The following is a 25042-nucleotide window of genomic DNA, read 5'->3' as shown; positions in this document are numbered from 1 at the left end:
CCTTGAGTGTGTCATTGATAGGTGGAATTTTAGCTGTAATTAATTTAATAGGCAGGAAACAAAGATCGCTGACTCCAGATATACACTGTTGAGATTGGAAGTGGCAATTATCGGGGGGGGGAGGTCGATAGCTTAATTTGAAAAGTGGACTGATTTACTGGTAAACCCTACAGGCGCAACTCCAAATGAGAAAACTAGGGTGTTTTTAGGAATAAGAACACACTAAGGGGCCTCTGAATAACTCCGTTGAAGTAATCATTGCTATTTATATATGTATATTAAATATATTTAATGTTCAATCCAGCCTGACGTTAAGCTGCTCTTTTAAACTCTTTCTCATTAAATGAGAGGAAAGAGTAGATATGTTAACGCCAAAAGGTAACCTTGTGCTGGCTATATGTCTTGCCGTGCTAGGTTGTAAAGATTCGACTAACTCTAATCAGGGTGTGGCATCAGAATCAAAAGCGCCACAAGATGGCTTCACTCAAACAGAGAAAGGTTTTTTTGCGTATTATACTCGTGTTAATTCACCAGATATTCCAGAAAAAATCTCAGGCCCCTATGCCGATGTTATTGTCAACATTGATGGAAAAGGCAAATTTGTTTTTTCGCGCGAACATAGTTATAGACCCGTTTGGCATTTTTCGGGTGGTTCGACACCTGTTGACCATTTGGCTGATATTCCTGGTGAAGCAAATGTACGGTTTGATAAGTCAAATGATTTTTCCTTTGTTCGTATTTTAGAGCAGACAGATAAAAAAATTGTCATTCATTGGCGCTACTTTCCTGAAGCCGATGCATTGAAAGGAAGAGATCCCGAAGGGGTGGTTCACGAGATATTTACCATCACTCACGATGGCAGTATCACGCGTTTATATCGCCCGGGTACTGACAGCATTACAGATTGGAAGGCGGGTAAAGGATCTGTACTTCAAACTATGCGCCTCACGGAAAGCGGTATTGTTGATGTGCATGAAAAGCCTGGTTCCTTGGTGTTAGATGCTGCAGATATTAATAAGAGAGCGATTGTTAACCGTTCACTCCCAAATCAACCTATAGCGTACTGGAAGTTTGATGAAGGGGAGGGCACTAGTACTACCGATAGCCAGAATTCAGCTACAGGATATATTGACAGTCATGGTGGTGATTGGATTGGTGGTGTATCTGGTTCGGCGCTCTCTTTAGATGGTTACAGGTCTGCTGTGGTTGTGGCGCAGGATGAAATTCCTAAACTAAGTAACTCTGTTTCTATTGAAGCTTGGATCAATCTAGCGGCATATCCTTGGAACAATGCACCTATCATTCACCAGTCGAAGGAAGTAGGAAAAGAGGGCTTCTATTTTGGAGTAAATTCCAGCGGAAAGCTGTTGTTTACTGCGAATGGTAAAACACTAGTCTCCCAAAGTGTCATTCCAAGGAATCAGTGGGTTCAGGTTGGCGTTTCAGCAAGAAATGATGTATCCCTGTTTATCAACGGGATAGCAGATAAAAGTCAAGCCTTAAATATAGATCTATCAACCCCTGATATGCCATTAATAATTGGTATGAATCAATCAGCATTACCTGCCACCGATGGGGTGCGGGAAGGTGAAGTTGATGAGTTCAATCATTTCTCGAGTCTATTTGGTATTGAAGGGGCAGTTGATGAAATCGCTCTTTATAATCGAGCACTAACCGCTAAGGAGTTTACCGATACCTATAATGGCTTTAAATCTGCATTAAAAAGTGATCCTGATTCAAGCTACAAAAAGCGGCAACTGCCTGATCTGGAAAAATACCCGCAAAAATTTGGTGGCATCTATACAAAATTAGAATTTAATGATGCTTGGGATAATATGTGGAGAGTGACAGAGAGCGAGGATATTGTTGTCCGATTCGATGATAAGCCAATTAGCTATGTTTATTGGCGAGGAACTTCTCATGGTATGAACCTCGTAACAGATAATCGGTGGATGTCTGACCAGAGTGTTGAACTGATAATACCAGACCCGGATGATCCTGAAACACCAGCCTCAGTTTTCAATCCAATCGTCTCTTTGGCCGAGCATATGTCTGATAAAGCGGCCTTACGTACCCATGTTCGTATGATTGAAAATACATCGGCACGGGTTAAAGTTCACTGGCGTTATGCTGCGGCAGATGTATTTGATTTGCCTGTAATGAATACTGCTTATATTGATGAGGTGCATACAATTTATCCCGATGGTGTGGCAATCCGGGATGTGTTTTATCATCCTGCGGCTGATGAAGGGGGGATTGAATTTTATCAGGACTTTCAATGGCTGCTGGGTCCGGATCAAAAAGCTGAAGACTTTTTGAATTACAATGCGGTTTCAATTTCAGGTCTTACAGGTGAAAGTTTTGATGTCCTATATCCTAGGCCGGATAATGATCAGACGCCTTTGCCTGGTAATATTGCTGTTCTGAATAGCCAAACTAATTGGAAGGTCTTCGGAGTAAGTCAGGGCGGAGGTTTCTTCCCCTCCTCTAATGAGGAAAGCTCAGAGTATATTGACTTCTTGGGCAGTGTTTTCCCCTTTGCGGGGCCGTGGAATCATTGGCCGGTGGCACAAATCCCTTCAGATGGTCGATTTTCTGTTACCAACGATCGAGTATCTCACTTTGCAGTCGGGAATCTTGAAGCTTTTGAGTATGGTACGGGATCTATGATGTATGGTTTTACCCAGGGTACCCCAACAGATCTACAAGGTTTGGCAAAATCATGGATCTCTCCGCCTAAAATGAATGCTATCAAGGGCGCTGACAGTAATACGGTCACTTATATTACTGACGAGCGTGCTTATAGACTGACAGCTTCAAAAGCAGCAAATGAAATATCCCTGATGGTAAAGGCCAGTGATACAAATCCTTTACAGAACCCGACATTAGTTGTTCGCCAATGGGGATCAAATGAACTCCCACAGGTAAAATATAATGGTCAAATTTTAACTGAAGCAAAAACAGGTATTATCAGGGATACAGATGGCACTCAAAGTTTAATCATATGGCTACCTGTGGCAGCAACTTCAGACGTAACTATTGATATTAAACCAAATCTTGATGTAAACGGTTAATCCTAGTAATTCTTAGTTTAAATTGAGTGAGTAATTAGAAAGGCAGCTATCCTGAAGGATAGCTGCCTTTGGAACAGCTAACTTTTCTTCAACGTTAAGGTATAAACGTGTCCTATTACATCTATATTACTTGCAAGATCATTATAGTTGAGCCGTTTCAATGTTCTTGGAGCTAGATGAGTCTTGGAAGTGTGATTTCTTCCTTATTGGAATATCTATCTGAACAAGTAACCCTTTGCAATTGTTGAGTTTGATTTTGGCATTATGTAAATTACAAACAGCCATTACAAGACTCAGCCCTAGCCCATTACCTCTCGTATGCCTGTGTGATTCCAGTCTATAAAACCTTTCAAAGACCTTTTGAAGGTCGTCCTCTGGAATTCCAGGTCCTCTATCATGCAATTCTAAGTGAAGGTAGTTCCCATCTTTATGGAAAGAAGTAGTTAGGCTTATATCTAGATTTCCACTGTGGGGGGCATACTTAATTACATTGTCCAATAGGTTGGCAATAGCTTGTGACCATTGCTCTTTATCCCCATAGATAAAATGCTGTTCATCATTTGAATTAAGGGATAATTGTATTCCCAGATCTTGGAATGTTGGTTCATAGACATCGACGAGTGTGTCAATGACATGATGTAAAGAAAAGCTCTTAAACGCTGATCTACGTGCGCCTTGCTCAATTTGTGAAATTCTTAGTAAGGCATTAAAGCAATCAATAATCCTATCGTTTTCGTCTATGATAGCCTCAATAGTCCCTCTCTCCAGTTTTTCCATAGAGAGTAATAATTCTAATTGGCCTCGGAGACGTGTAAGAGGAGATTTTAGATCATGGGCAATATTGTCGGAAACTTGCTTCACTCCAGACATTAGCTGCTGGATTTTGTCTAACATTGAGTTGATATGAAGAGCGAGTTGATCATAGTCGCTGCCACTATTGTTAACTGGCACGCGTTTGCTAAGGTCTCCCATCTTAATTTGACGGCATACTTGGTTGATTTCACTGATTCTTTTTACGGCATGCCGGGATACAAGATATCCACATAACAGGCTTATGAGTACGGTAATTAAAAATCCTATAAAAATAATAGTTTTAAGCAATTCCAGTAATTCGTATTCCCTGGTGAATTCCCTTCCCAGTAATAATGAACCTCCATCGGATAGAGGATAAGCTTTTACAAGGCAAACCTTTTGGTTATTTTCTTGTTGAAATGTGGAGTCTGAGTTAGAAATAACTGTGTACGCAGACTTATATTTTAGATTTCCAGGCGTAGGTCTTTCGATATTGCTAAGGATGGAATTATGATTGCTGTCTAAAATTTGTACACAGAGCTCTTCGGTGTCTAAAAAATATTCGGCTTCGATATAGTGCTTTGCAAGTAAAGTTTGATCACTTTGTATCTTTTTATGGTATTCAGGCCAATCGTTAAATCGCTCGTCCGTTATGTTATCTATATAGTCGTGGAAGTCTTCAGGGAACTCGCTATTCAACAAGTGCCAAATCAGAATAGAGGGTATATATTTTAGTGGTGGGTTTATATCTTCACCGAGTGCAAATAGTCGCCCCTGAGCGGCAAGTTTTTCTTGTTGATCTAAATTTTCTTGGGAAATAAGGTTAGTAAAAAACTCTATATAGCTCTTTGTGAATTTTGACGGTGATGCTTCGTTATTGATAAAGTTTTTAGGTTTTATTTCTTGGAATTTAGGATATATTCTAGGGTGAAAAAATCCAAGCTCGTCGATCTCTGTGATGGACTCTTTGGCGGTTTCCTCAATTAGAGAAAGCGCAGGTTCAACTAATGATTTTTTTGTTAAAAAATAAGTTGCTATTAGAGATATAGTAGAGCTAAGGCAGACAAGGCTGAATGTAATAGTCGCTAATTTGAAGTTTGAACTCTTCAGAAGTTTAATCTTTTTTGTGAAGGACATATCCAGCCCCCCTAATCGTATGAATAAGTGGGGTTTCGAGTGGGTGGTCAATTTTTTTTCTGAGTCTGCTAATATGCACTTCAACTACGTTGGTTTTTGGATCGAAGTGTAGATCCCAGACTTGCTCCAGTAGCATAGTTTTTGTGACGACCTGCCCCTCATGTAGCATCAAGTACTCTAGAAGCTTGAACTCTCTAGTTAACAAATCGATTCTTCGGTCTTTGCGCTGGGCTTGTCTGCTTAACAGGTTTAGCTCAAGGTCTGAAACAATGAGGGACTTTTGAGCGCTGGACAGAGGGCGACGCTTACCAATTACTTCTATTCTGGCTAGAAGCTCAGCGAATGAAAACGGCTTGGCTAGGTAATCATCACACCCATTACGTAATCCTTCAACGCGATGATCTACTTCCCCCAGATTGCTTAGCATCAAAACTGGGGTATATATTTTCATTTCTCGCAAAGCTTTTAGTAAATTCAACCCGTTTAAACCGGGAAGCATCCGATCAAGTACAATGGCATCAAACGATTCAGTGCTGGCTTGAATCAACCCTGTTTTTCCATCATGGCAAAGCTCAACACTATGTCCTTCTTGGGTGAGGCTTTTCAAAAGGTAATGGCTTAACTTTATATCGTCTTCTATGATACAGATACGCATAAATCAATAAGAGTTAAATTGCCTAACTTGAGGGGGTGGACTGCTTCTCGTAAGCTTATTCAGCTAAAAAACAAAATAATGTTGTTGACAAGGGTCTGGGTTTCAATGTCTATCGCCTATGATAGACAGCTGACATTGAATATTGTTTGAGTCTATTCACAAAATTTAGATACATTGGATGCTGGGTATAATGTTAGGTCACCATAATTAGGTAAAAATTTCCACATATTATCTATTTTGTTGGACCTATTTTCTTCTTTAATGATTTTGATGCCGGTATTTTCCCATTATGAACTGCTGCCTGCAAATTAATTTTATCAGTTAGCGTCATTGAACTCTTCAGATGATTTAAGGCTGTAAGGGGGGCTAAACTTTGAATACTCTTAGCAGTATTCAATGCAGATTTGGGTTGACTCTTGTAGTATGGGTGCTGTAGTCAATATCTATATTGGGCGAGCGTGATTTACCCGCTCACGGCAAAGGATTCCGAGAAGAATTCAGGCGTTTTGATAAATATGGTGTGATTCTTAGATCTTTTCTAGTACATGCTATAAATCGTCAGGGTGATGTGGGTCGGCCGAGGTTATCATCTTATTTAAGCTACTCTTTGCATAAATTACAGTGCCCGATCCACTATTAATTGGCCACCTGTTGACTTTCATAACTGCCTGATTGAGTAATATCCATAGCCAAATGGGTATCTGGATGCTGGGTAACTTTAAAGTCAGCTGTTAGACAGTTGGAAAAATAGTAGGGAAGGTCTGTGATCTTTTTTTTATAGTATGTGGCTTAGCTTTGTCCGACTCTTCATGATGCCATGAAAAGTCAATATAGATTGGGATATTTTCTCTTAAATTTATCCACGGCCTCAATATTTAGGGGGGTAGCTATACCTACTTTGCGCCCCAAATCAATAATAAAGCCATTTAAAAAGGCAAGCTCTGTAACTTTGTTTTCTCTGACGTCCTGGTAGGTTGATGTATGGTGGTCCAGATTACTGGCGAGTCGACTTAGGTTATCCCACATTATCTCTTTAGTTTGTGCAATCTCCATTTCTTGTGACAGAACTTCATGAGATTCATAGAGTATATTTTGCATGTGTTCAGTTATTTCTGCGTCGGCAAATAGTTCCTTGATGGTTTTTGAGTGGGTGGCAGAGAATATATTTATCACACAGTTATAAATGGCTTTTTCAATTCGATGCTGTTGGATATTTTCAGTTTTTTTTATTTCTATGTGTGAGTCTTTAAATAGGTGAAGTAAGCTTTCTGTGTGTTTGTCGCTCCCAATGAGAAATCCAGAACCCTGAGTGTGCTTTAATCTGTTCTCGATTAAATTGAAGCCGTCATACACCAGAATGCTAGTTAAGTCCTGATTATAAGTGCGTTCAAGTTCGGAAATATCAAAGAGACAGTTTTGCAGTAATATTATAACTTTTGATTTTGGGCTTCTTTCCTTTAATTTATGCAGATTTTTTTTTAGATCAAAGACTTTGCATGTCAAGAAAATGAAATCGTAGGTTAACTGTATATTGACCTCACTTGAGGTCAGTGGAAAATCAAATGCCTGGTTATTGATGTGAAGTCGATCCCCAATCCTGTCAGCCTTTCTTCCTATAACATCTACATGATAATTTGTTTGAAAAAATTTTGCGGCTAAGTAAGATCCAATGGAGCCGGCCCCGAGTATTAGTATCTTTCCTTTTTGCATCGGCTCCATTGGTGTGCTCATATTGCCTATTTGGCTGGGCGATCCGCGATAATAATTCCATTGTCTGGGTTCACCTCCAGGGCTCTGAGTTCTCCCAGGTAAACCGCTTGAATTTTCCAGCGTCCACCAACAAAGCGCATGCTGGTAATTGGTTTAAATCCCAAATGGTAGAGCTTTGAGCGAATAGTGGAGGGATCGAGTGCGATCACCGAAGGGGTGGCCTCATAGAGGTCTGGGCTATCGTAGATGGGGGCTGGCTTGTTGGGGTCCAGTCCTGGGGGAATAGGGTTTGTCAAATTACTAACGAGCATGATCGTTACGATAAAACTCACACAAGGCTCCAACACTACAACCAAGCCATGTTTTTAGTGTGGACAGAGGATGATCATTACGCCAGTGATTTTAACGGAATATCAGGAAAAACTAAAAATTAACCCGGGGAGAAGGCTCGCCGGGTTATCGTTTTTCAGGAAAGGGTTTTGACTACTCGCACCCAGTTAGTGCCCAGTTTTATCGAGTCATCTTGAGCATAAAATTTAATAGTCTATTGGAAAACTTTCCATAGGGTGGGCGCATTAACCTTAGTAGATCGATAGGTCCCTGTTGATAAATTGGCCTCAGTTTGGAGAAGGTGAGGAACCCTTCGTAGCCGTGGTAGTGTCCCATACCACTCTCCCCAACGCCGCCAAATGGAATATCGTGCTGGCCAACATGTAACACGCAGTTATTTATCGACACACCGCCAGACATAATCTGTTCAATATAGCGATTTTGTAGATCCTTATCGTTGGTGTAGGGATAAATTGCCAGCGGTCTTGGCTGGGCATTGATATAGTCTATAACCTCTTCGGGCCTGGAATAGGTCATAATCGGTAGGAGAGGCCCAAAAATTTCCCGCTGCATCACCAGCATATCTTTGTTTACATTGACTAACAGATGAGGGGGGAATTTTCGCAGGCTATCGTTCCGCTTGAGCTCCCCCTCGCTTAGATCGTAAACCTTGGCTCCCTTGTCGACGGCATCATCCAGAGTTTTCCACAGGCGCTGGTAGGCGGCACTGTCGATAATGGAGGTATAGTCAGGGCTCTGCCAGTTTGGGAAGTGTTTTTTAATCAGCCGGCTTGCATGTTCGATAAAATTGTCCAGCTGGTTTTCCGGTACGAATAGGTAATCCACATTGACACATATCTGGCCCGCATTGACCATTTTCCAATGGATAAGACGCTCCGCGGCTTTTTCGATAGGAAAATCTGGGGCGATGATAGCCGGTGACTTTCCACCCAACTCCAATGTGACTGGAGTGAGATTTTCTGCACAGGAGCGCATCACGGCTCGACCTGTGGTGCTGGAGCCGGTGAAAATCAGGTGGTCAAATTTCAGGCTAGAAAACAGTGGGCCTATTTCGCCGTAGTCAGGAATAAAAGAAAGCTTTTCTTCAGGAAAATACTTGGGGCTGATCTCTTTTAATAACTCGGCCAGCCGGCTGGAGTTGGTCGACATTTTGACCATCGCGTGATTGCCGGCGGCAAAGATATTGGTCAGCGGGGAAATACTCAGGTTAATTGGGAAGTTCCACGGCACTATTACTCCGACTACCCCCAGGGGTTGAGGGACCACCGTATTTTTTGACAGGGGATAGGCCTTGAAGTCGATATGGCGCCGGCGGGGTTTCATCCACTTTTTGACGTTCTTGATCGCATCCTTAATACCGGCAAGGGCAGGGTATATCTCCAGTAGCAGAGTTTCCTCCCGTGAGCGATTGCCGTAATCGCAGCATATGGCTTCTACAATCGCCTCCTGCTGTTCACGTAGCATTCGCGCCAGGGTTTTGAGGTCTTGTACTCGCTGCTGGTAGCTGGGGACGGGATTGGCGTGATGGGCTCGGCGCTGGCTGTCTAGCTGATTCTGGAGAAGCGCCTTGTCTGCATCCTGCCGGGTGAGGGTCTGGATGGTCATATTATTATCCTTGGGCGTTTGTCTTACCCCAGACTAACTCATTCATCTCAGCGGTGATTGACCAATTACGTCAGTAGATAGACATAATCACTGCGGTTACGTGAGTTGCAACCACACTTGTTAAAACTGTGAAGTATTCTGGCCCACCCCGGCGTGTCCCTACTCCGGGGCAAAAAGGCTAGAGGGAGTAGCCCTGGGTTACACACATTAGCTGTTATCGGGTTTTTCGGATTGAACCTCTGCCGAATTGGGATCCACAATCAGGTCGTATTTTTGATCGCCCTTGTAAGCCTCCACTTTCCATTGTCCTCTTTCCAGGTCTACCTCAACAATTGGGGTATAACCCTGTTGCTCTAACTTTGTGAGCACCATAGAGAGTGCCATTGCCCCGGGTGGGGGTTTTTCGTTGGCGATGGCGGTTTGTAGCGTGGTTGCGGCGATTAGTGCCAGCAACATTCTGCTGAAGAACTTCATTTTTCACTACCTCGCTTTCGGGCCCGGTTGAAAAATTGACCGGGTAATAGAAGGTTTACATCTCGCTTTTGCTTAGCAAGATGCTTGGCCTATTGCTTGCCTTACAGGCCTTGGTCACCGGGGTGACTAAGGCGTTTCTGAATTGCCAGGCACCACTCCGGGCTGCCGGGCTTCACATTGGCCAGGTTACCGCCCGTCAGCTTGGTGATTGCATCAAACCACTCCGCACTGCCAACGGGGGGCAGGCCTGATGGGTACATCTCTTTCAGGTCTCCATCTTGTTGGGCCATTACTTGTCGCTGTACCCAGGTAAACCAACCCGGTGTACAAATGGTTTCACTGCCCGAGGCGGTCTCCTGTAGCTGATCGGAGGGGACCTCCGCCGTGCTGTTTGCGTTTTGCTGAATCGGTTGCTTCATTGCTTCGCTGGCTGTTTGACCAGCGGTTACTTCACTATCCGATGACTGGGCCTTATGGGGCTCACCCTTGCGGTCGCAGCCGGATAGGGCAACAACCAGAGCGAGTGGCAGAATAAGGTAATGCATAGAGCCTCTGCAGGTGACTAGCTTGAATCTAAGCATAGGAGGAATTTTGCGACTTTGCTGAGTACAGAGGTTTCAGGTTGACATTATCTTTTACTCAAATGAGAATGCTTCTCAAATCAACCCGGGGGTGATAAGAATCTCATGTTTACCAGGTCTCTATTTCAAAAAGCGATTGCAACTGTTGGTTTGCTTGGTGCCATTGGGGCCAATGCCGCGGAGCAAGTGAATATTTACTCCTACCGCCAGCCCTTCCTAATTGAGCCGATACTGGAGGAATTCACGGAGAAAACCGGTATTGAGACAAAGGTGGTGTATGCCAGCAAGGGGCTCAACGAGCGCCTGCAGCGCGAGGGGCGTAACAGCCCGGCAGATTTGGTGCTCACTTCCAACACCAGCAGCCTGATGGACCTGCTGAACAAGCAGTTGACCCAGCCGGTGAAGAGCGAGGTGTTGGAGCAAAATATCCCGACACAATTCCGTGATGAGGCCGGCAACTGGTTCGGCCTGACCACCCGAGCGCGTTTAATCTACGCCTCCAAAGACCGCGTTAAGCCCGGTGAAATCACTCGCTACGAAGAACTGGTTGATCCCAAGTGGAAGGGCCGAATCTGTACCCGCAGCGGTAAGCACCCTTACACCCTATCTTTGATCGCTTCCATGATTGCCCACCACGGTGAAGCAGAAACCAAAGAGTGGCTGAAGGGCGTGAAAGCGAATCTGGCGCGTAAGCCGCAGGGCAATGACCGCGCCCAGGTTAAGGCCATTAGTGAAGGTGTCTGTGACCTTTCCCTGGGTAACAGCTACTACTTCGGTAAAATGATCACCAATAAGGAGCAGCCGGAGCAGGTGGATTGGGCCAAATCAGTAAACCTGATCTTCCCTAACCAGAAGGATCGCGGTACCCATATGTTTATTTCCGGCGCGGCGCTGACCAAGCATGCTCCCAACCGTGAAAATGCTGTTAAGCTGCTGGAATTCCTTAGTGGCGCCGATGCTCAATACTCTTACGCTGAGAAAAATTTTGAGTTCCCGGTGCGCCTCGGCACGGCCCGCTCTGAGTTGATTAAGGAGTATATGGGTGAATTTAAGGAAGACGATCTGAGTCTCACTGAAATCGGTTCCTACGTTCCGGCGGCTTCCCGTATGGTTGATGAAGTACGCTTTGACTTTTAGAATGGTTAACTGAGTGAGAATTGCTGCCCCGCATACTGGCAGCACTATCTCAGCCTTATTCGAACGGCCCTGTCGAGAGACCAGGGCCGTTCTTTTATAATGAGCTTTTGATTTCTTAATTCATGCTAAACCGAGCGAATTTATCAGCTTCCCGCTGGCTGCTTCTGGTAGCTACTATTTCCCTTCTAGTAGCTTTGCCAGTGCTATCTATCTTTTGGTTGGCATTTTTTCCTGAAGAGAATATCTGGCCGCACCTGTTAGACACGGTGCTGTTCCACTATGTGTCCTCCACAATGCTTCTGGCTGGTGGTGTCGGTTTAGTAACGCTGATAGCAGGTGTGGGCAGTGCCTGGCTAGTGAGCATGTGCCAGTTCCCCGGGCGCCGTTTGTTTGAGTGGGCATTGCTACTGCCGTTTGCTGTTCCCGCCTATGTGATTGCTTACGTCTATACAGATTTGCTGGAGTATGCGGGCCCCGTGCAAAAGTCCTTGCGGGCCTGGTTTGGTTGGCAGACGGCCAGGGATTATTGGTTCCCGGAGATTCGCAGTATGGGTGGGGCTATTGCCATGCTGTCACTGGTGCTCTTTCCCTACGTGTACATGCTCGCGCGCGCAGCGTTTATCGAACAGTGCGGCAGTATACGGGCCGCGAGTCGGTCACTGGGCTGCACGCCCTGGCAGAGCTTCTTGCGCGTATCCCTACCAATGGCACGCCCGGCAATTGCGGTGGGCCTGTCACTGGTATTGATGGAAACCCTGAACGATTTCGGCACTGTCGACTTTTTTGCCGTGCGCACCTTGAGTGTCGGGATTTACGATACCTGGCTGAGCCACGGTAATTTAGGCGGGGCGGCACAAATTGCCTGTAGTACCCTGATTTTTGTTGTTCTGCTAATTACGTTGGAGCGAATGGGGCGGGCGAGACAGAAGCACTTTGTACAATCGCCAAATTCCCAGCGTGAACGCTATGTGTTGCATGGCTGGCGATCCGCTGTAGCTTTTTTGTTTTGCGGGTTACTGTTGGTGGCTGGTTTTATTATCCCCCTGCTGGTTCTGTGTAGATACGCACTGAGTAACTTTTCCAGCTACTGGAGTGAAGATTTTATACAGATCGCCAGCAATAGCTTGTTGCTGTCTATCGCAGCGGCACTGGTCTCTGTATTGCTGGGCTTGCTGCTGGCTTATGGTAAGCGGCTGCAACCCAAGAGGTCTGTGAAGCTTTTAGTCGGCTTTTCCAAGTTGGGTTATGCAATGCCTGGGGCGGTATTGGCGATTGGAGTCCTGATTCCACTGGCCGCTTTTGATAATGCCGTCGATGCTTTTTTACGTGAACACTTCGATATCTCTATAGGACTACTGTTAAGCGGCAGTATTTTTGCCATTATTTTTGCCTACACGGTGCGCTTCCTGGCGGTATCCACGGGGGCCATAGAATCCAGTCTGGAGAAAGTAACCCCATCAATGGATAGGGCTGCCCGCTCTCTAGGACGTAATAGCTGGCAAACCCTATGGGCTGTGCATCTCCCCTTGGTGCGTACCGGCCTGCTCACAGGTGGCTTGGTGGTTTTTGTAGACTGTATGAAAGAACTGCCGGCTACTTTGTTACTGCGCCCCTTCGGCTTTGATACCTTAGCGACTTATGTTTACCAGTTTGCTTCTGATGAGATGTTGGAACGCTCGGCCCTGGGGGCTTTATTGATTGTCCTGGTGGGATTGATTCCGGTGATATTACTGAGCCGTTCCATTGGGTGGCGCAGAGGTGAGGAGCGCACAGCCCTGGCGAGCTCTGAAGCGCCCGCCCTGTCTTGATAGCTGCTATCGGGCCTGGTCAAACACCAGCGCAGAGGAGAGACGTAGGGGAAGTTTATCACCGGGAGCGGCTTGAAGATTTGCATTCAAAGCGGCCTCGACAGTTTCCCCTGCGGCTAACTGAAAGCGATAGCTCACTTGATTGCCGAGAAAATTCTTTTCCACAACCTGAGCCATAACCGCACCGGGATGTTCGCCTGCGGCAATATCCTCACTGCGCACAAATAGTTTGAGCCTATCGCCATTTTCGTATGCAGCTGTCGGCATATTTACTTCCCCTAATGGGGTGCTGATCAGGTCATTGCCCAGGACAGTGCCGGAGATAATGTTCCCTTCACTAACGATTCTCGCAACCGCCAAATTCTTTGGCTTCTGATAAGTATCCTGTGGGCTGTCCCACTGCTGTAATTGACCTTGGCTGAGTACTCCCAGCTTATCTCCGGCAATAAAGGCCTCGTGGCGGTCGTGGGTAACAATAATCGCAGGGATCTTCTCTTCGCGCAGTATATGGCGGACTTCAGCGGCGAGACTGCGGCGCAGCTCGGTATCCAGGTTAGAGAAGGGCTCATCCAGCAGCAACAACTTGGGGCGCGGTGCCAGTGCCCGAGCCAGAGCGACACGCTGCTGCTGACCGCCAGATAGCTGGTGCGGGTACTGCTGCCCGAAGCCTTCCAGCCGTACTAGTTGTAGCAACGACTGGGTGCGGGACTGCCGCTCGCTTTTCGGCATTGACTGGATACCGAAGGCAATATTCTGTTCAACGGTGAGGTGTGGGAAGAGGGCATAATCCTGAAATACCACCCCAATTTTCCGCTGTTCCGCAGGAACCTTAACCTTGGGAGAAGAGATTACTTCTCCAGACAGCTGGATATTCCCTGCAGCGACTGGCTGAAATCCGGCGATGGCGTGCAGCAACGTTGTTTTGCCGCAGCCGCTGGGGCCCAACAAGCAGGCAATCTCCCCGGCCTGTAAAGCAAAGGAAACTGATTCTATAACCACCTGCTCGCCGTAGCGGCACTGCAGGTTTTCTATGGAGAGTATGGGGTGCACGGGCTTTCCGGTAGTTTGGCTTTTAAACACTTCGGGCAGCGTTCGGGTGTAGTTGCTAATCATAGTTATCACTAAGCTAACCGGCAACTAGTCCCGTGTGAAGCATACTATTAGCAGCCCTGCGAAGGCTCCTTTTAGTTGGAGCAAAGCTGGGTGTTTTTTAAGCAGGGTGAGTGTTTAAACACTCACCCTAAACCTCACATGCCAATGTATCCTTTCTCATAGAGAATAAGTTCTTGCCTATCCCAGAATCACAGTGGTCAGCGGAATAGTATTGATATCTAATTGTAAAAAAAGCTGGTCCAAATCAGATTGTACCATCAGCCTCGGCATAGAGATCTTGAACCGCCTAATGCTTGTTGGTAAAGGTTTGCTTTATCGCTTTACTGCCAACCATGTTGATCATTTTTAGAGCTTCCTCCGAACAACCGCTTAAAAAGCTCGGAAAAAATACCTGCAAGGATATCCTCTTTGTTGATAGAGTCTTTTTCTCTTAGCTTCTCTGCCTTCCTGTCCAGCTGTTTGGCCATGGAATAATTATTGCTTACTCTGGCGTCTTCAGCCTGCGCCTCTAGTTCATTGGCTTTCACATTTCTCTCATATATGTTAGCGGTAGAAACACATCCGGAAATAAATATAACTGACAGAGTGAAAAACAATCTTTTCATGCTCGGCGAAACAAATTTGAGATCCATAATATTTTAATGGGTGGCGTTGGCTTGTATAGTGTTGTCAGCACTATACCATAGTCGGATACAGTAACACGTTAGGTGTTGTTGAAAGTAAGCATCAGCTCAAAAGCATCAGCTCAAAAGCATCGCTTCCTCAGCGCCTTAAAAATCTCCTTGCTGATCTTTTCCTTTATGCTGTGGCCAACTTAGCTCTATCAGTTCAATCATAAAGTTTGTTTTTTCATCTTAGCTTTATAGTCATTTTTTAATAGAAAATAAATCCATAAGGTCGATATTGCAGCAAAGAAACACCAGGTTGACACCCATGTTTCACGCTGAGTAAAGTAGACGATAACACCGAGCAGCATGACAAGTGCCCAAAATTTTCTAAAAATCTGATTGCTGGATAATAAAAATAAAAAGCCAAGTAAAGAATAAAGAATATGACCTGCTGTAATGGCGAATAAGCTGTAATCGGAAGTGATGTAGCATAGGCTGTGCCCGCATACACTCGTTTTCATCAAATGTCTTGATCCTGTTTCTAATAGGACTGGTATCCAAAGGTATAAGCCAAAAACAAAGCCTATGATGATTAATGTAATAAAGAAAACTCTTTTCCATTTTTTTGTTTCAAGACTAAAGGCTACGATTGGTATCCAGACAAGCCAAAAAAGCAGAGCAAAGAATAAAAAGAAAATGGAAGATGCTGTTGTTAGTGATGTTAAATTTTCATTGTGTCCAATCCATACCAAGCCTTCACTCGCTTGTTGTAATGCGAAAAGGATAGGGGTAATTGCGAGCAATAAATAGGTTTTATCATTTTTTATAGCGTGTCTTGTACACAAAGCACCGCCAACAAGAAGGACAGCTGCTGATCCGAATGATGCTGTGGCTGAAAAACACATAATGGTTTTCTCTGTACCTAAAATATTGTCATTTGAGCCAGAGCCTTAAGCTTGATGTGCAATATAATAATAGCCTTAACCTAAAAGATTGGTTGAAATTCGCTGATTTGTACTAAGATTTTGAATCTATCAAGAGGGTCTATGCCAATTTCTACCCTTTATTTCACCCTGTGGATGAAATAGAAAAGACCATCAAAGGGCATCGAGTTTCCCTATGGAATTCGATGCTTACGCAGGTAAAGCCTGTGTTGACTGGGGGCAACAAGTCAGTTTAACGCCGCTGAGCCAGTTGCAGTGTTTTATTCACCTATCAACGTTGGCCACTGTTTTGACCCTTGCGTCGGGGGTTGCCTATTGCATGCTAAATTAATAATGCTCCAACAAACATTAAATGTATTTGGGGTATTATTCTTATCGATACCATATGGTCATTTTGGCTTGCTGCTGTGAACCTGTCAGCGCGGCCGCTGACTCATAATTAGGTCCAACCGGCTATTTACCGATTCTGGATACCCAATATTTGGCCTATGTAGACCTCAACCTGATCCGTGTCAATATCGTCAAGATGTTTGAAGAATCTGATTACACTTTAATTCAGCAGCGTGTTCGTGCGGCAGACTCAGGTGAGAAGTCCAAAAATCTACTTCCGTTTGTTGACGCTGAGCGTTTGAATATACCAAAAGGGCAACCCTTTCAGTTGGATCACAGTTTGGCACTAGTAGATTGGAGTGACCGGCATTTAGCCAGCCAAAAAGCGCGGTTTCATTTCTCAACGCATGTTCCCTAGCCTTGAAAGGCTGTGCATCCCAGCGAAACATTGGCTCTATCTCAATCGGAACTTTGAAAGCCGCTTTAAAAGTCTGATGGGATCAGCAGAGGCTGTACGGCAAACCTGTATCCAACTCAATAGTCGCTAGTTACATGGCATAGGCGACTGCTAACGTTTCCTTTTGGTAACACGTCACTAATCGCCTCCCGGCCTTTCGATACTATTTCTTGCGATTTGGCCAAAATCATCCAATTTTCAAACCTAAAGCAAAATTTTGAAGCACTTCACCTCCTCCGAACCAGACCAGGAAAAATGGCTGTTAAGGTGGAAAGCCTGTACTATTTCCGGTTTCACCCTTCAATCTGTGGTTGTCCAAGTGTGCACCTTCGGTCAGTAGCGATGATTCGTTTTTTTCAACCTTCTGATTGGTGTTTCAATGGTTAAGGTTGACGTTAATTGGTGTTCTCGGGTTTTATTAGGATTATTTTTCTGCCTTGGGTTCGGAAAAATAATCGCATAGCCGCAAGTTCTGGCTATAGTATCCAGTTTTGGAGATTTTTAATCTTTTGTCCAAACATCGACAATCAACAATAATCTCCCCGGTCTCGATTGATTTGTAAAGAGCATGTTATGTCCAGAAAAATATTATCCTTAAAGGTAAAGAGAAATAAGGAGCCTAAGAAGGCTGATAAAAAGCAAGAGGATACTTCTGATCCAAAGAAGCGGTTCCTAAATGGAGTAGCTATTAATCCCTCTGAGCCTATTCGCCTTGAGTCAGGTTCTCAGCAACTTACGGTGAGGGCAATGGATTTGATTACGCCAATTGGTAAGGGGCAACGAGGCTTGATTGTGGCTCCACCGGGCTGTGGCAAAACCACTATCCTGAAACATATCTGCCAAGCAGTGGGGCAGGCTTACCCCGAAATAAAGCTGTACGCTTTGCTTATTGATGAGAGACCAGAGGAGGTTACTGACTTTAAGCGAAGTGTACCGGCGGAAGTTTATGCGTCCTCTTCTGATCAAAGCTATGAAGAGCATGTGAGGATAGCTAATGAACTCCATGCTAGGGCCTGTAAGGAAGCCGGTGAAGGCCAGGATGTAATGATCTTGGTTGACTCGTTGACAAGGCTTTCACGGGTACATAATGCGCAGCAGAGTGGTAGGGGACGTACAATGTCTGGCGGGATAGATGCCAGGGCCATGGAGATACCCAGAAAGCTGTTTGGCGCTGCGAGGAAGATCGAAGACGGTGGCTCACTTACGATTCTGGCAACGATACTCGTGGATACCGGAAGCCGAATGGACCAGGTGATATTTGAGGAGTTTAAGGGTACGGGGAATATGGAGGTAGTATTATCAAAGGAAATTGCGAGACAGCGAATTTTCCCAGCCCTGGATATTGCTAAAAGCAGTACTCGCCGTGAGGAAATCTTGTTTAACTCGAAAGATATTGCAACGATAAGAGCTTTACGAAGAACGCTTGCCAGCCTAAAGCCTGTAGATGGCACTAAAAAGCTTATTGAACTTCTTAAAAAGTACCCAACCAATGCGGAGTTACTTGACCATTAATTTTTAGTTAAGTTTAAGGGTAGTATTTAGCCGCTTAGCATTTTGGTGCTAGTTACTTGGTGACCGAGTCCTTACTAGGACAGCCGTTATTTAGTCGAGGGCTTTACACTTCAATTCTCTGGTGTGTTTTTACAAGATATTGCTCAATGAGGGGATTAGTGGAAATGTGGCCTTAATATACTGAAAGGGTTGCCCTTTCAGCTGGATCACTATTTGGCGTTAGTAGACTGGAGTGGCTGGGCATCTCAGCAAAACATTGGCTCTATCTCAGTTGGAGCTTTGAGAGCTGCTTTAAAGGTTTGGTCTGAGCTAATACAGATCAGTGGAGACGGTAAAGAAAGCCTGCACCCAACTCGATAAACGCTGGGTACACGGAATAGGGATTGCCGGCGTTTCCTCTCAGCTACACCCTGCTAATCTACTCCTAGCCCAAATACTCTATAACACGATTACCACTCTTTTATCCAAAATAGCATTTCCAAAAATCTGCATATCAATTCCCAGAACTTAATCTTTCTTACCTATAAATCAAATGGTAACAGCCCCCAGAAAGAGAACTTGCTCTACAGTTCACAGCATCCTCCAGCCTTTGGGTGTCCTAATGTGGGTGTGCACTAATTTGTGCAATAGGGTAATAAACAATACTCGCTGCAACCAATAAGGTTACTAAACCGGGTGCTTTCATCTAAATTTATGCATCTTCTGAATATTCACGTATGCGCTCTTTTCGTTCCAGTTCCTCTTGCATCACCGCTTTGATTTCTTCTAGCACGGCGTCGACATCGGCGCTGTCATCGTCATCATCAAACTTGCCGCTGAGCGTTGAGCTAGTCGTTAAGTTACCCTCTTCAAATAGTGCCCACATTTCCTTGGCGTATTGAGTCTGTAATAAAGAGGGGGCAAATCTGCCATAATAACGACGCATATTGTCGACGTCGCGAGTGAACATTTCTTGTGCACTGTTATTGGCAGCGGCATTAACAGCTTGGGGTAAATCGATAATCACAGGGCCGGAATCATCCACTAGGACGTTAAATTCGGATAAATCACCATGTACAATTCCCTCGTAAAGCATGAGCATGATGTAATGAATCATTAATGTATGATCTTGAATTGCTTGCTCTTCTGACATTGTCACATCGCCAAGCCGTGGTGCGACATTGCCTGCTTCGTCAGTGATTAACTCCATCAATAATACACCGTCAACACAACCAAAAGTCTTGGGAACACGTACATGAGCGCGTGCTAAACGGGACAAAGCATCAACTTCGGCATTTTGCCAAATCTCTTCCTGCTGTTGGCGGCCATAATTCGACCGTTTTTGCATGGCACGTGCTTGACGACCACTGCGAACTTTACGCCCTTCTTGGTACTGTGCGGCCTTTTTAAAACTGCGCTTAGTTGCGTCTTTATAGACTTTGGCGCAACGAATTTCGTCACGACAACGGACAATAAATATATCGGCTTCTTTGCCGCTCATTAGGCGGCTGATAACTTCATCGATTAAGCCATCATCGATGAGAGGCTGTAGACGTTTGGGAGTTTTCACTAGGTACCAGCTTCGAGTGTTCGGCAATTAATCAAATATGCTATTGACATATTTCCATGTGTATTTGAGGCAAGAAATCTAATCCTGCTTATGGATAAAGAGCGATTATGGGGCCCTATAATGCCCGCGTAAAGGATGGGGGCAATGAGAATCGCACTTGACATGTTATGAACAATGCGGTGAAAGCCCCCAGTAGGAAGACCATCGTTTAATGACCTCTAACTACCGGCGAATAGCAATACTATAAGGTTTTGTGGGGAGGAAGCCGCGAGCAAAACTATGAATTGGCGAACAAAAACATCCTATATGGCTTATTCAGGAGGCCAAGGGGGCCGAAGCCACGTGATCTAATGGGTAGGGTTAATGATGCAGCTGATTTGTGAAATTTTATGCTCTTATCTTGGGAGATCTGTGTAATTTGTTTCAGTGATTCTGTCAGCGTGGCTACTGGCTGTTAAGTAGGTCCAACCGGTTAGTATTCATGACCAGTACGATGGATGGGCATGGGAGCGGTAGCTGGATGCTATCGACTACCTGCTTTAAATTTTCGTGCACCAAACATCTAATGCCCCCTTAATGTACAAACTAGAATCATTAGAAAAATATCATCTACAACTTGCTCCAAGCTTGTCATATTAAGCTTACAGCCAAAAGGGCTACCCTTTCAGCTGGATCACTATTTGGAGCTAGAGGACTGGAGTGGTCGGCATTTAGACACCAAAAGCGCGGTGCGATTTCCCAAAAGACGCCGCCTATCCTTGAGCGGCTGGGCATCTCAGCAAAACACTGGCTCTATCTTAATCGGAACTTTGAAAGCCGCTTTAAAGGCCTGGTGGGATCAGCAGAGGCTGTACGGCAAGCCTGTATTCAGCTCAACAAACGCTGGGTACAGGGCATAGGCGATTGCCAATGTTTTTTTTCGGCAATGCCCTAATAATTCCCTTCCAACCTTTCGATACTATTCCTTCCGGATTGGCCAAAATCACGCAATTTTCAAACCTAATGCATAATTTTCAGTATTTTACCTTTCCCTATACCAGACCATAAGAAATGGCCGTTAAGGTTGAAGGCCTGTACTATTTCCGGTGTTATTTTTCAATCTGTGGGCGCCCAGATGTTGTTCACCAACGCCTTGTTATAGGGCAAGGTACGGCAACAATATTCAATACATGATAAAAATTATTTTCTATAGAATGAGTGTGGAACTTTCATACGACAGATCCTTTTTCTTAAGGGGGCAGAGAAACAATATGTAGATTTACCCCACTTCACCCCATACTCCTCTAGTAGGGCTATGCTTTGGTTAAATGGCAGAATTAGCGTAGCATGCCTTTTGCTGTAATTTATAACCTGCTCTTTTAGCACTGGATTAACTTTACAGGTTGTTGAGCTTGGTCGATAGGTTAAGGCGTAGCAATCTTTAAAAGGCTTCAAAGAAATCAGAGTCAATTCATTTGACAGAGGGTACTGAGTAGAGGATACCAAAGCCCTGATTGGTCGGTCATAATCACGATAGAGAGATACACGGTTTTTTCCTTCATAGGGGCGATAAAAGGGAAACCCCCCGATTTGGACATAACGTGCTTGTTCAGGATGCCCATCGTTATCTGAGCAAACATCAAGTCGATCCATTAGCCTTTTTGCTTCCGTACTTTCCATAGCTGGGTGACCGGCGTACTCCCCCCCCATGACGTGATAGGGGTTGACCATCCTAACGTTAGCATTGTCTGAATTGTACGTTGTGGAACTAAAAGGCAAGACTGCTTTTACAAATGCTTGGGGGCAAACGACTTCCTGTGATTCGGGATGTCTGGTGGCCCCCCAAGGTGATAGCCGTTGCTTGAGGACTTTATCAAACAGGATGCGGTCAAGGGCGTCCTTATCAGGAAGGCTATTATTCAATTGTTCTTTGAGATCGTAGATTGCTGTTAGTGACATACTGCTACTCAGATTGAATAAAATAGGCGAAGTCAAATTAATTATGTCGCTACAGGTCTATCCACCGTGTCCTATAACGTCATTGTATGCGGCGAGCATAGCGAGTCCGGTGAAGGACTTTCGTCCGGAGCGAACATCACCACTTTGTTATACCCCTATTCCAAACCTTGAAGACGCAGGTGCCTTTGGTTTGAAATTGCTCTTAGCCATTAAGTGAACGTTGCTCTCACCAATTTCTTTTAGAAGTTTTCTATGTAGAGGTACGACTTTATCACCCATTTTGTCTGATAGTGAAGACATGTGTTTCCATCTGGAGTTATATGTCGTGTAACTTTCATCATGTAATATCCTCATTAGCTCTTCTGCAAATTCTGTCTTTTCGTTTTCATGCAACAATTTTGCAAGCTCTCTTGCAATTTTATGACATTCATTTGCAATTTCTTCAGGCGTTTCTCTCTTGTGAAGCTAATTTGAACTAAACCAGAAATACCAGTTGTAGAGATCATTGAGTTTAAGATACATCTCGTACTCAGCAGAGTCTAACTTTTCACTAGTCTCTTTATTTCTATCGAGCCTCACTTTTATCCATGCTGCAAGTAACGCAATTAATGCCCCACTTATGAAACTGGATACTATTGTCAGGTATTCCATTCATTACCCCTGCTTTGGTATAGCGCCCACATAAGGCTGAGCATCAGCGACGTCCAGCGTAACGAAGTCGAGCGATTTTTGATGGAGGTCGGCCGTTACTAGACACCCATAAAAGGAAGAGCTTAAGGCGTCACAGCCATTGACACAATACGGAAATCACAATAAAAAAACTGGATATTAAAACAGTTAAACCCATACCCTATGACCCAGCCTCGCCGCTCGTAGATCTCACTTGATGCGACTCCGTACTATCACTGTGTCTCACGCTGTGTACGCAGGGCGTTTCTTTCTGGAAGAGATGATCAATTGGGGAGGGATTATGAGCACCGGCGCCAGTGGATTGAGGCTGGGATGCAAAAGCTGGCTGCTATCTTTGCGCTGGATATCGCTGCCTATGCGGTAATGAGTAATCACTACCTTGTGGTGCTCTATATTGATGTTAAAACAGCCAAAACTTGGTCTGATACTGAGGTCATTCTCCGCTGGCAGGAGCTATTTAAAGCTTCTAATTTGGCTCAGCGCTTTATTCAGGGTGCCTCTCTGGATTGCAGTGAAAAGAACAAGCTTAAAGAGCTGATTGAGCTGTGGCGAGAGCGATTAATGGATATCAGTTGGTTTATGCGCTGCCTAAACGAATCTATAGCTCGCCAAGCCAATGGAGAAGACCGCTGTACAGGCCGCTTCTGGGAGGGCCGTTTCAAGTCTCAGGCGCTATTGGATGAAAGAGCCTTGGCTGCCTGCATGGCCTATGTCGATCTCAATCCTATCCGTGCCGATATTGCAAAAACCCCGGAGGACTCCGATCACACGTCCATTCAGCAGCGTGTTCGCGCTGCGATCTCAGGTGAGCAGCCCAAAGAGCTACTACCGTTTGTGGGCGGCGAGCGCCTTAATATGCCGAAAGGGTTGCCTTTTCAACTGGATCACTATTTGGCGTTAGTAGACTGGAGTGGCCGGCATTTAGACCCCAAAAAGTGCGGTGCCATTTCTCAAAATGCGCCCCCTATCCTTGAGCGGCTGGGAATCTCAGCAAAACACTGGCTCTATCTTAATCGGAACTTTGAAAGCCGCTTTAAAGGCCTGGTGGGATCAGCAGAGGCTGTACGGCAAGCCTGTATTCAGCTCAATAAACGCTGGGTACATGGTATAGGTGACTGCAACGTTTCCTTTCGGCAATGCCCCACTAATTCCCTCTCAACCTTTCGATACTATTCCTTCCGGTTTGGCCAAAAACTCGCAATTTTCACACCTCAAACATAATTTCTTAGTATTTCACCTCATCCTACATCAGACCAGGAGAGATGGCTGTTAAGGTGGTATTTTTATTGCTATTTTTCAGTATGCGGGTTTCCTAGTGTTGTTGCGTAATTAAATCTAGTAATGAAGGGGCTCAAGCCAAACGTTTTGCGTAACTTGTTATAAACTGCTAAAAACCCAGCCTTACAGTTTTTAAAAACTCTGGTATTTCATCGTAGGAATCTATCCATAAAATTCCTACACCAAAAGACAACGCATCATTTTCTTCAAATTTTTCCATTAATTCAATAAGCTCTCCAACAACTTCATCTAATCCTAGTTGTGCACGTGCCTTTTCATCCAGTATATCTTCATTTTCTGATAATAGCTTTTCTAACCTGGCTTTCACCTTTGAAGTATCATGCCTTTTCTTAAAGCAATAGTGATGAATTTCATTATTCCCCCTTTCATTTTTTGCAATATCTAATAGTCGTCTAAGGTTGGGATCTGAAAATGACAAGCCTATAAATAAGCAGTTAAGATCTTTAAATTTATTAATTTGAATCAAGTTGCTCCAGCCATATACATCAGTATACTGCTGATGGTAACCATCTTCGCTTAGAACAACTTTATTCTTTGAAGTCAACTGTCCTTTCTGTGGTAAATATCCGTGTACATGGTAAATAGGTAACTGATGTTGCTCATGCTTCATGCCTCGAGCATAAATGGGAGCAAAAGGAATATCGACATCAATATTTTTCAGGCATTGCTCCATCAAATCGTCATAGTTATAAGTAATGATAGAGTCTAAATTGGGGCTTTTCCCTGCGGCAATACAGAACTGCCTTATTTCTTTTAGAAGTTCAGAGTCTTTGCTACTGTCAACACCGACATATAGTGCATCACGGATTGAATTTTCAAAGGCTAAGTTAGATTTAGGATGTTTCTTTTTAAAGTAGTTGTGAAGGTATCTGGCCGATATCAAAGAGTCTGGTTCAAATATCTCATTAAAGGTTCGAGCTAATACACCTGCTTTTTCTATACCATTGCCATTTTCATCATCATTGTCAGGTTTTATAGTAATTAATAGTAGCTTTTGGAGCAATGTATTCCAATCTGGTAGTCCATATGGTACTGAAGAGCCAGCACCTAAAACCATGACTAGTCTTTGTGATTTATACCAGTTAGTTATTTTCTCAATTTTTTGTGATTTAGTTTGCCTTAAACCACGCTCTAGAAGTAGCGACTTCTCAAAATTGCTTGCTATTGCACTTTTAAGGAATTTTTCAAAAAAATTACTTTTAAAAGATTCGGCTATCTCAGATGACACTTGGTTTCCCTTGTGGTTTATAGTGCTTTTTTCAGTCGCGCAGTCGATGG

The 25042-nt window shown here is 44.4% G+C and carries 21 protein-coding genes; 6 read left to right on the top strand and 15 right to left on the bottom strand.

Going from position 1 to position 25042, the window contains the following annotated elements:
• The first annotated feature begins 362 nt into the window (after window positions 1-362).
• A complete protein-coding gene (locus ACXAFI_RS13940; protein WP_475109298.1) occupies window positions 363-3074 on the top strand; it encodes a LamG domain-containing protein in 2712 nt (903 codons plus the stop codon).
• A 141-nt stretch (window positions 3075-3215) separates the two neighbouring features.
• On the opposite strand, the gene ACXAFI_RS13935 is transcribed toward ACXAFI_RS13940, so the two are convergent.
• From ACXAFI_RS13935 to ACXAFI_RS13905, 7 genes are all read right to left on the bottom strand, one after another.
• Window positions 3216-5003 (bottom strand): sensor histidine kinase, encoded by a 1788-nt coding sequence (locus ACXAFI_RS13935; protein ID WP_475109297.1) that lies wholly within the window; start codon window positions 5001-5003, stop codon window positions 3216-3218.
• Window positions 4981-5658, bottom strand: coding sequence for a winged helix-turn-helix domain-containing protein (locus ACXAFI_RS13930; RefSeq protein ID WP_152452212.1), 678 nt, complete (start codon window positions 5656-5658; stop codon window positions 4981-4983). The genes ACXAFI_RS13935 and ACXAFI_RS13930 overlap by 23 nt, the downstream gene beginning before the upstream one ends.
• A gap of 825 nt (window positions 5659-6483) precedes the next feature.
• Entirely contained in the window at window positions 6484-7377 is an 894-nt protein-coding gene (locus tag ACXAFI_RS13925) for a ketopantoate reductase family protein (RefSeq protein WP_475109296.1), read from the bottom strand.
• A 17-nt stretch (window positions 7378-7394) separates the two neighbouring features.
• Window positions 7395-7700, bottom strand: coding sequence for a hypothetical protein (locus tag ACXAFI_RS13920; protein ID WP_444921374.1), 306 nt, complete (start codon window positions 7698-7700; stop codon window positions 7395-7397).
• Between the two features lie 178 nt (window positions 7701-7878).
• Window positions 7879-9324, bottom strand: a complete 1446-nt coding sequence (locus ACXAFI_RS13915) for a coniferyl aldehyde dehydrogenase (RefSeq protein WP_475109295.1) — start codon at window positions 9322-9324, stop codon at window positions 7879-7881.
• Window positions 9325-9531: 207 nt separating this feature from the next.
• Complete coding sequence (locus ACXAFI_RS13910; protein WP_475109294.1) at window positions 9532-9798, bottom strand: PepSY domain-containing protein; 267 nt, start codon at window positions 9796-9798, stop codon at window positions 9532-9534.
• A gap of 101 nt (window positions 9799-9899) precedes the next feature.
• Window positions 9900-10343 (bottom strand): hypothetical protein, encoded by a 444-nt coding sequence (locus ACXAFI_RS13905; protein ID WP_475109293.1) that lies wholly within the window; start codon window positions 10341-10343, stop codon window positions 9900-9902.
• 141 nt (window positions 10344-10484) lie between these two features.
• Here ACXAFI_RS13905 and ACXAFI_RS13900 point away from each other — a divergent pair, with 141 nt between their 5' ends.
• A complete protein-coding gene (locus ACXAFI_RS13900; protein WP_475109292.1) occupies window positions 10485-11516 on the top strand; it encodes a Fe(3+) ABC transporter substrate-binding protein in 1032 nt (343 codons plus the stop codon).
• A 200-nt stretch (window positions 11517-11716) separates the two neighbouring features.
• Window positions 11717-13324, top strand: a complete 1608-nt coding sequence (locus ACXAFI_RS13895) for an ABC transporter permease (RefSeq protein ID WP_475109291.1) — start codon at window positions 11717-11719, stop codon at window positions 13322-13324.
• A gap of 6 nt (window positions 13325-13330) precedes the next feature.
• Here ACXAFI_RS13895 and ACXAFI_RS13890 read toward each other — a convergent pair whose 3' ends face one another.
• From ACXAFI_RS13890 to ACXAFI_RS13880, 3 genes are all read right to left on the bottom strand, one after another.
• Window positions 13331-14437 (bottom strand): ABC transporter ATP-binding protein, encoded by a 1107-nt coding sequence (locus tag ACXAFI_RS13890; protein WP_475109290.1) that lies wholly within the window; start codon window positions 14435-14437, stop codon window positions 13331-13333.
• Window positions 14438-14757: 320 nt separating this feature from the next.
• Window positions 14758-14964: a hypothetical protein gene (locus tag ACXAFI_RS13885; protein ID WP_152452230.1), complete on the bottom strand. Its 207-nt coding sequence runs from the start codon at window positions 14962-14964 to the stop codon at window positions 14758-14760.
• 305 nt (window positions 14965-15269) lie between these two features.
• Window positions 15270-15950, bottom strand: a complete 681-nt coding sequence (locus ACXAFI_RS13880; protein WP_475109289.1) for a DUF6629 family protein — start codon at window positions 15948-15950, stop codon at window positions 15270-15272.
• 520 nt (window positions 15951-16470) lie between these two features.
• Here ACXAFI_RS13880 and ACXAFI_RS13875 point away from each other — a divergent pair.
• Together ACXAFI_RS13875 and rho are read left to right on the top strand one after the other, a co-directional pair.
• Complete coding sequence (locus ACXAFI_RS13875; RefSeq protein ID WP_475109288.1) at window positions 16471-16737, top strand: hypothetical protein; 267 nt, start codon at window positions 16471-16473, stop codon at window positions 16735-16737.
• Between the two features lie 612 nt (window positions 16738-17349).
• Window positions 17350-18288: a transcription termination factor Rho gene (gene rho, locus ACXAFI_RS13870; RefSeq protein WP_475109287.1), complete on the top strand. Its 939-nt coding sequence runs from the start codon at window positions 17350-17352 to the stop codon at window positions 18286-18288.
• Window positions 18289-18979: 691 nt separating this feature from the next.
• Here rho and ACXAFI_RS13865 read toward each other — a convergent pair.
• The 4 genes from ACXAFI_RS13865 to ACXAFI_RS13850 form a co-directional block, all read right to left on the bottom strand.
• The gene (locus ACXAFI_RS13865) at window positions 18980-19837 is read right to left on the bottom strand and encodes a PA4780 family RIO1-like protein kinase (protein ID WP_475109286.1); all 858 of its coding nucleotides are present in this window, start codon (window positions 19835-19837) and stop codon (window positions 18980-18982) included.
• A 1179-nt stretch (window positions 19838-21016) separates the two neighbouring features.
• Window positions 21017-21775: a hypothetical protein gene (locus ACXAFI_RS13860; protein ID WP_475109285.1), complete on the bottom strand. Its 759-nt coding sequence runs from the start codon at window positions 21773-21775 to the stop codon at window positions 21017-21019.
• A 147-nt stretch (window positions 21776-21922) separates the two neighbouring features.
• The gene (locus ACXAFI_RS13855) at window positions 21923-22171 is read right to left on the bottom strand and encodes a hypothetical protein (protein WP_475109284.1); all 249 of its coding nucleotides are present in this window, start codon (window positions 22169-22171) and stop codon (window positions 21923-21925) included.
• A gap of 69 nt (window positions 22172-22240) precedes the next feature.
• Window positions 22241-22426, bottom strand: a complete 186-nt coding sequence (locus ACXAFI_RS13850) for a hypothetical protein (RefSeq protein WP_475109283.1) — start codon at window positions 22424-22426, stop codon at window positions 22241-22243.
• 306 nt (window positions 22427-22732) lie between these two features.
• On the opposite strand from ACXAFI_RS13850, the gene ACXAFI_RS13845 reads away from it, so the two are divergent.
• Complete coding sequence (locus ACXAFI_RS13845) at window positions 22733-23686, top strand: transposase (protein WP_475109282.1); 954 nt, start codon at window positions 22733-22735, stop codon at window positions 23684-23686.
• Window positions 23687-23852: 166 nt separating this feature from the next.
• Here ACXAFI_RS13845 and ACXAFI_RS13840 read toward each other — a convergent pair whose 3' ends face one another.
• Window positions 23853-24992 (bottom strand): SIR2 family protein, encoded by a 1140-nt coding sequence (locus ACXAFI_RS13840; protein ID WP_475109281.1) that lies wholly within the window; start codon window positions 24990-24992, stop codon window positions 23853-23855.
• Between the last annotated feature and the right edge of the window lie 50 nt (window positions 24993-25042).

Source organism: Microbulbifer sp. ABH2_005 (assembly GCF_056160005.1).
The sequence above is the reverse complement of the archived record's forward strand: the minus strand, read 5'-3'. Positions and strand labels throughout refer to the sequence as shown.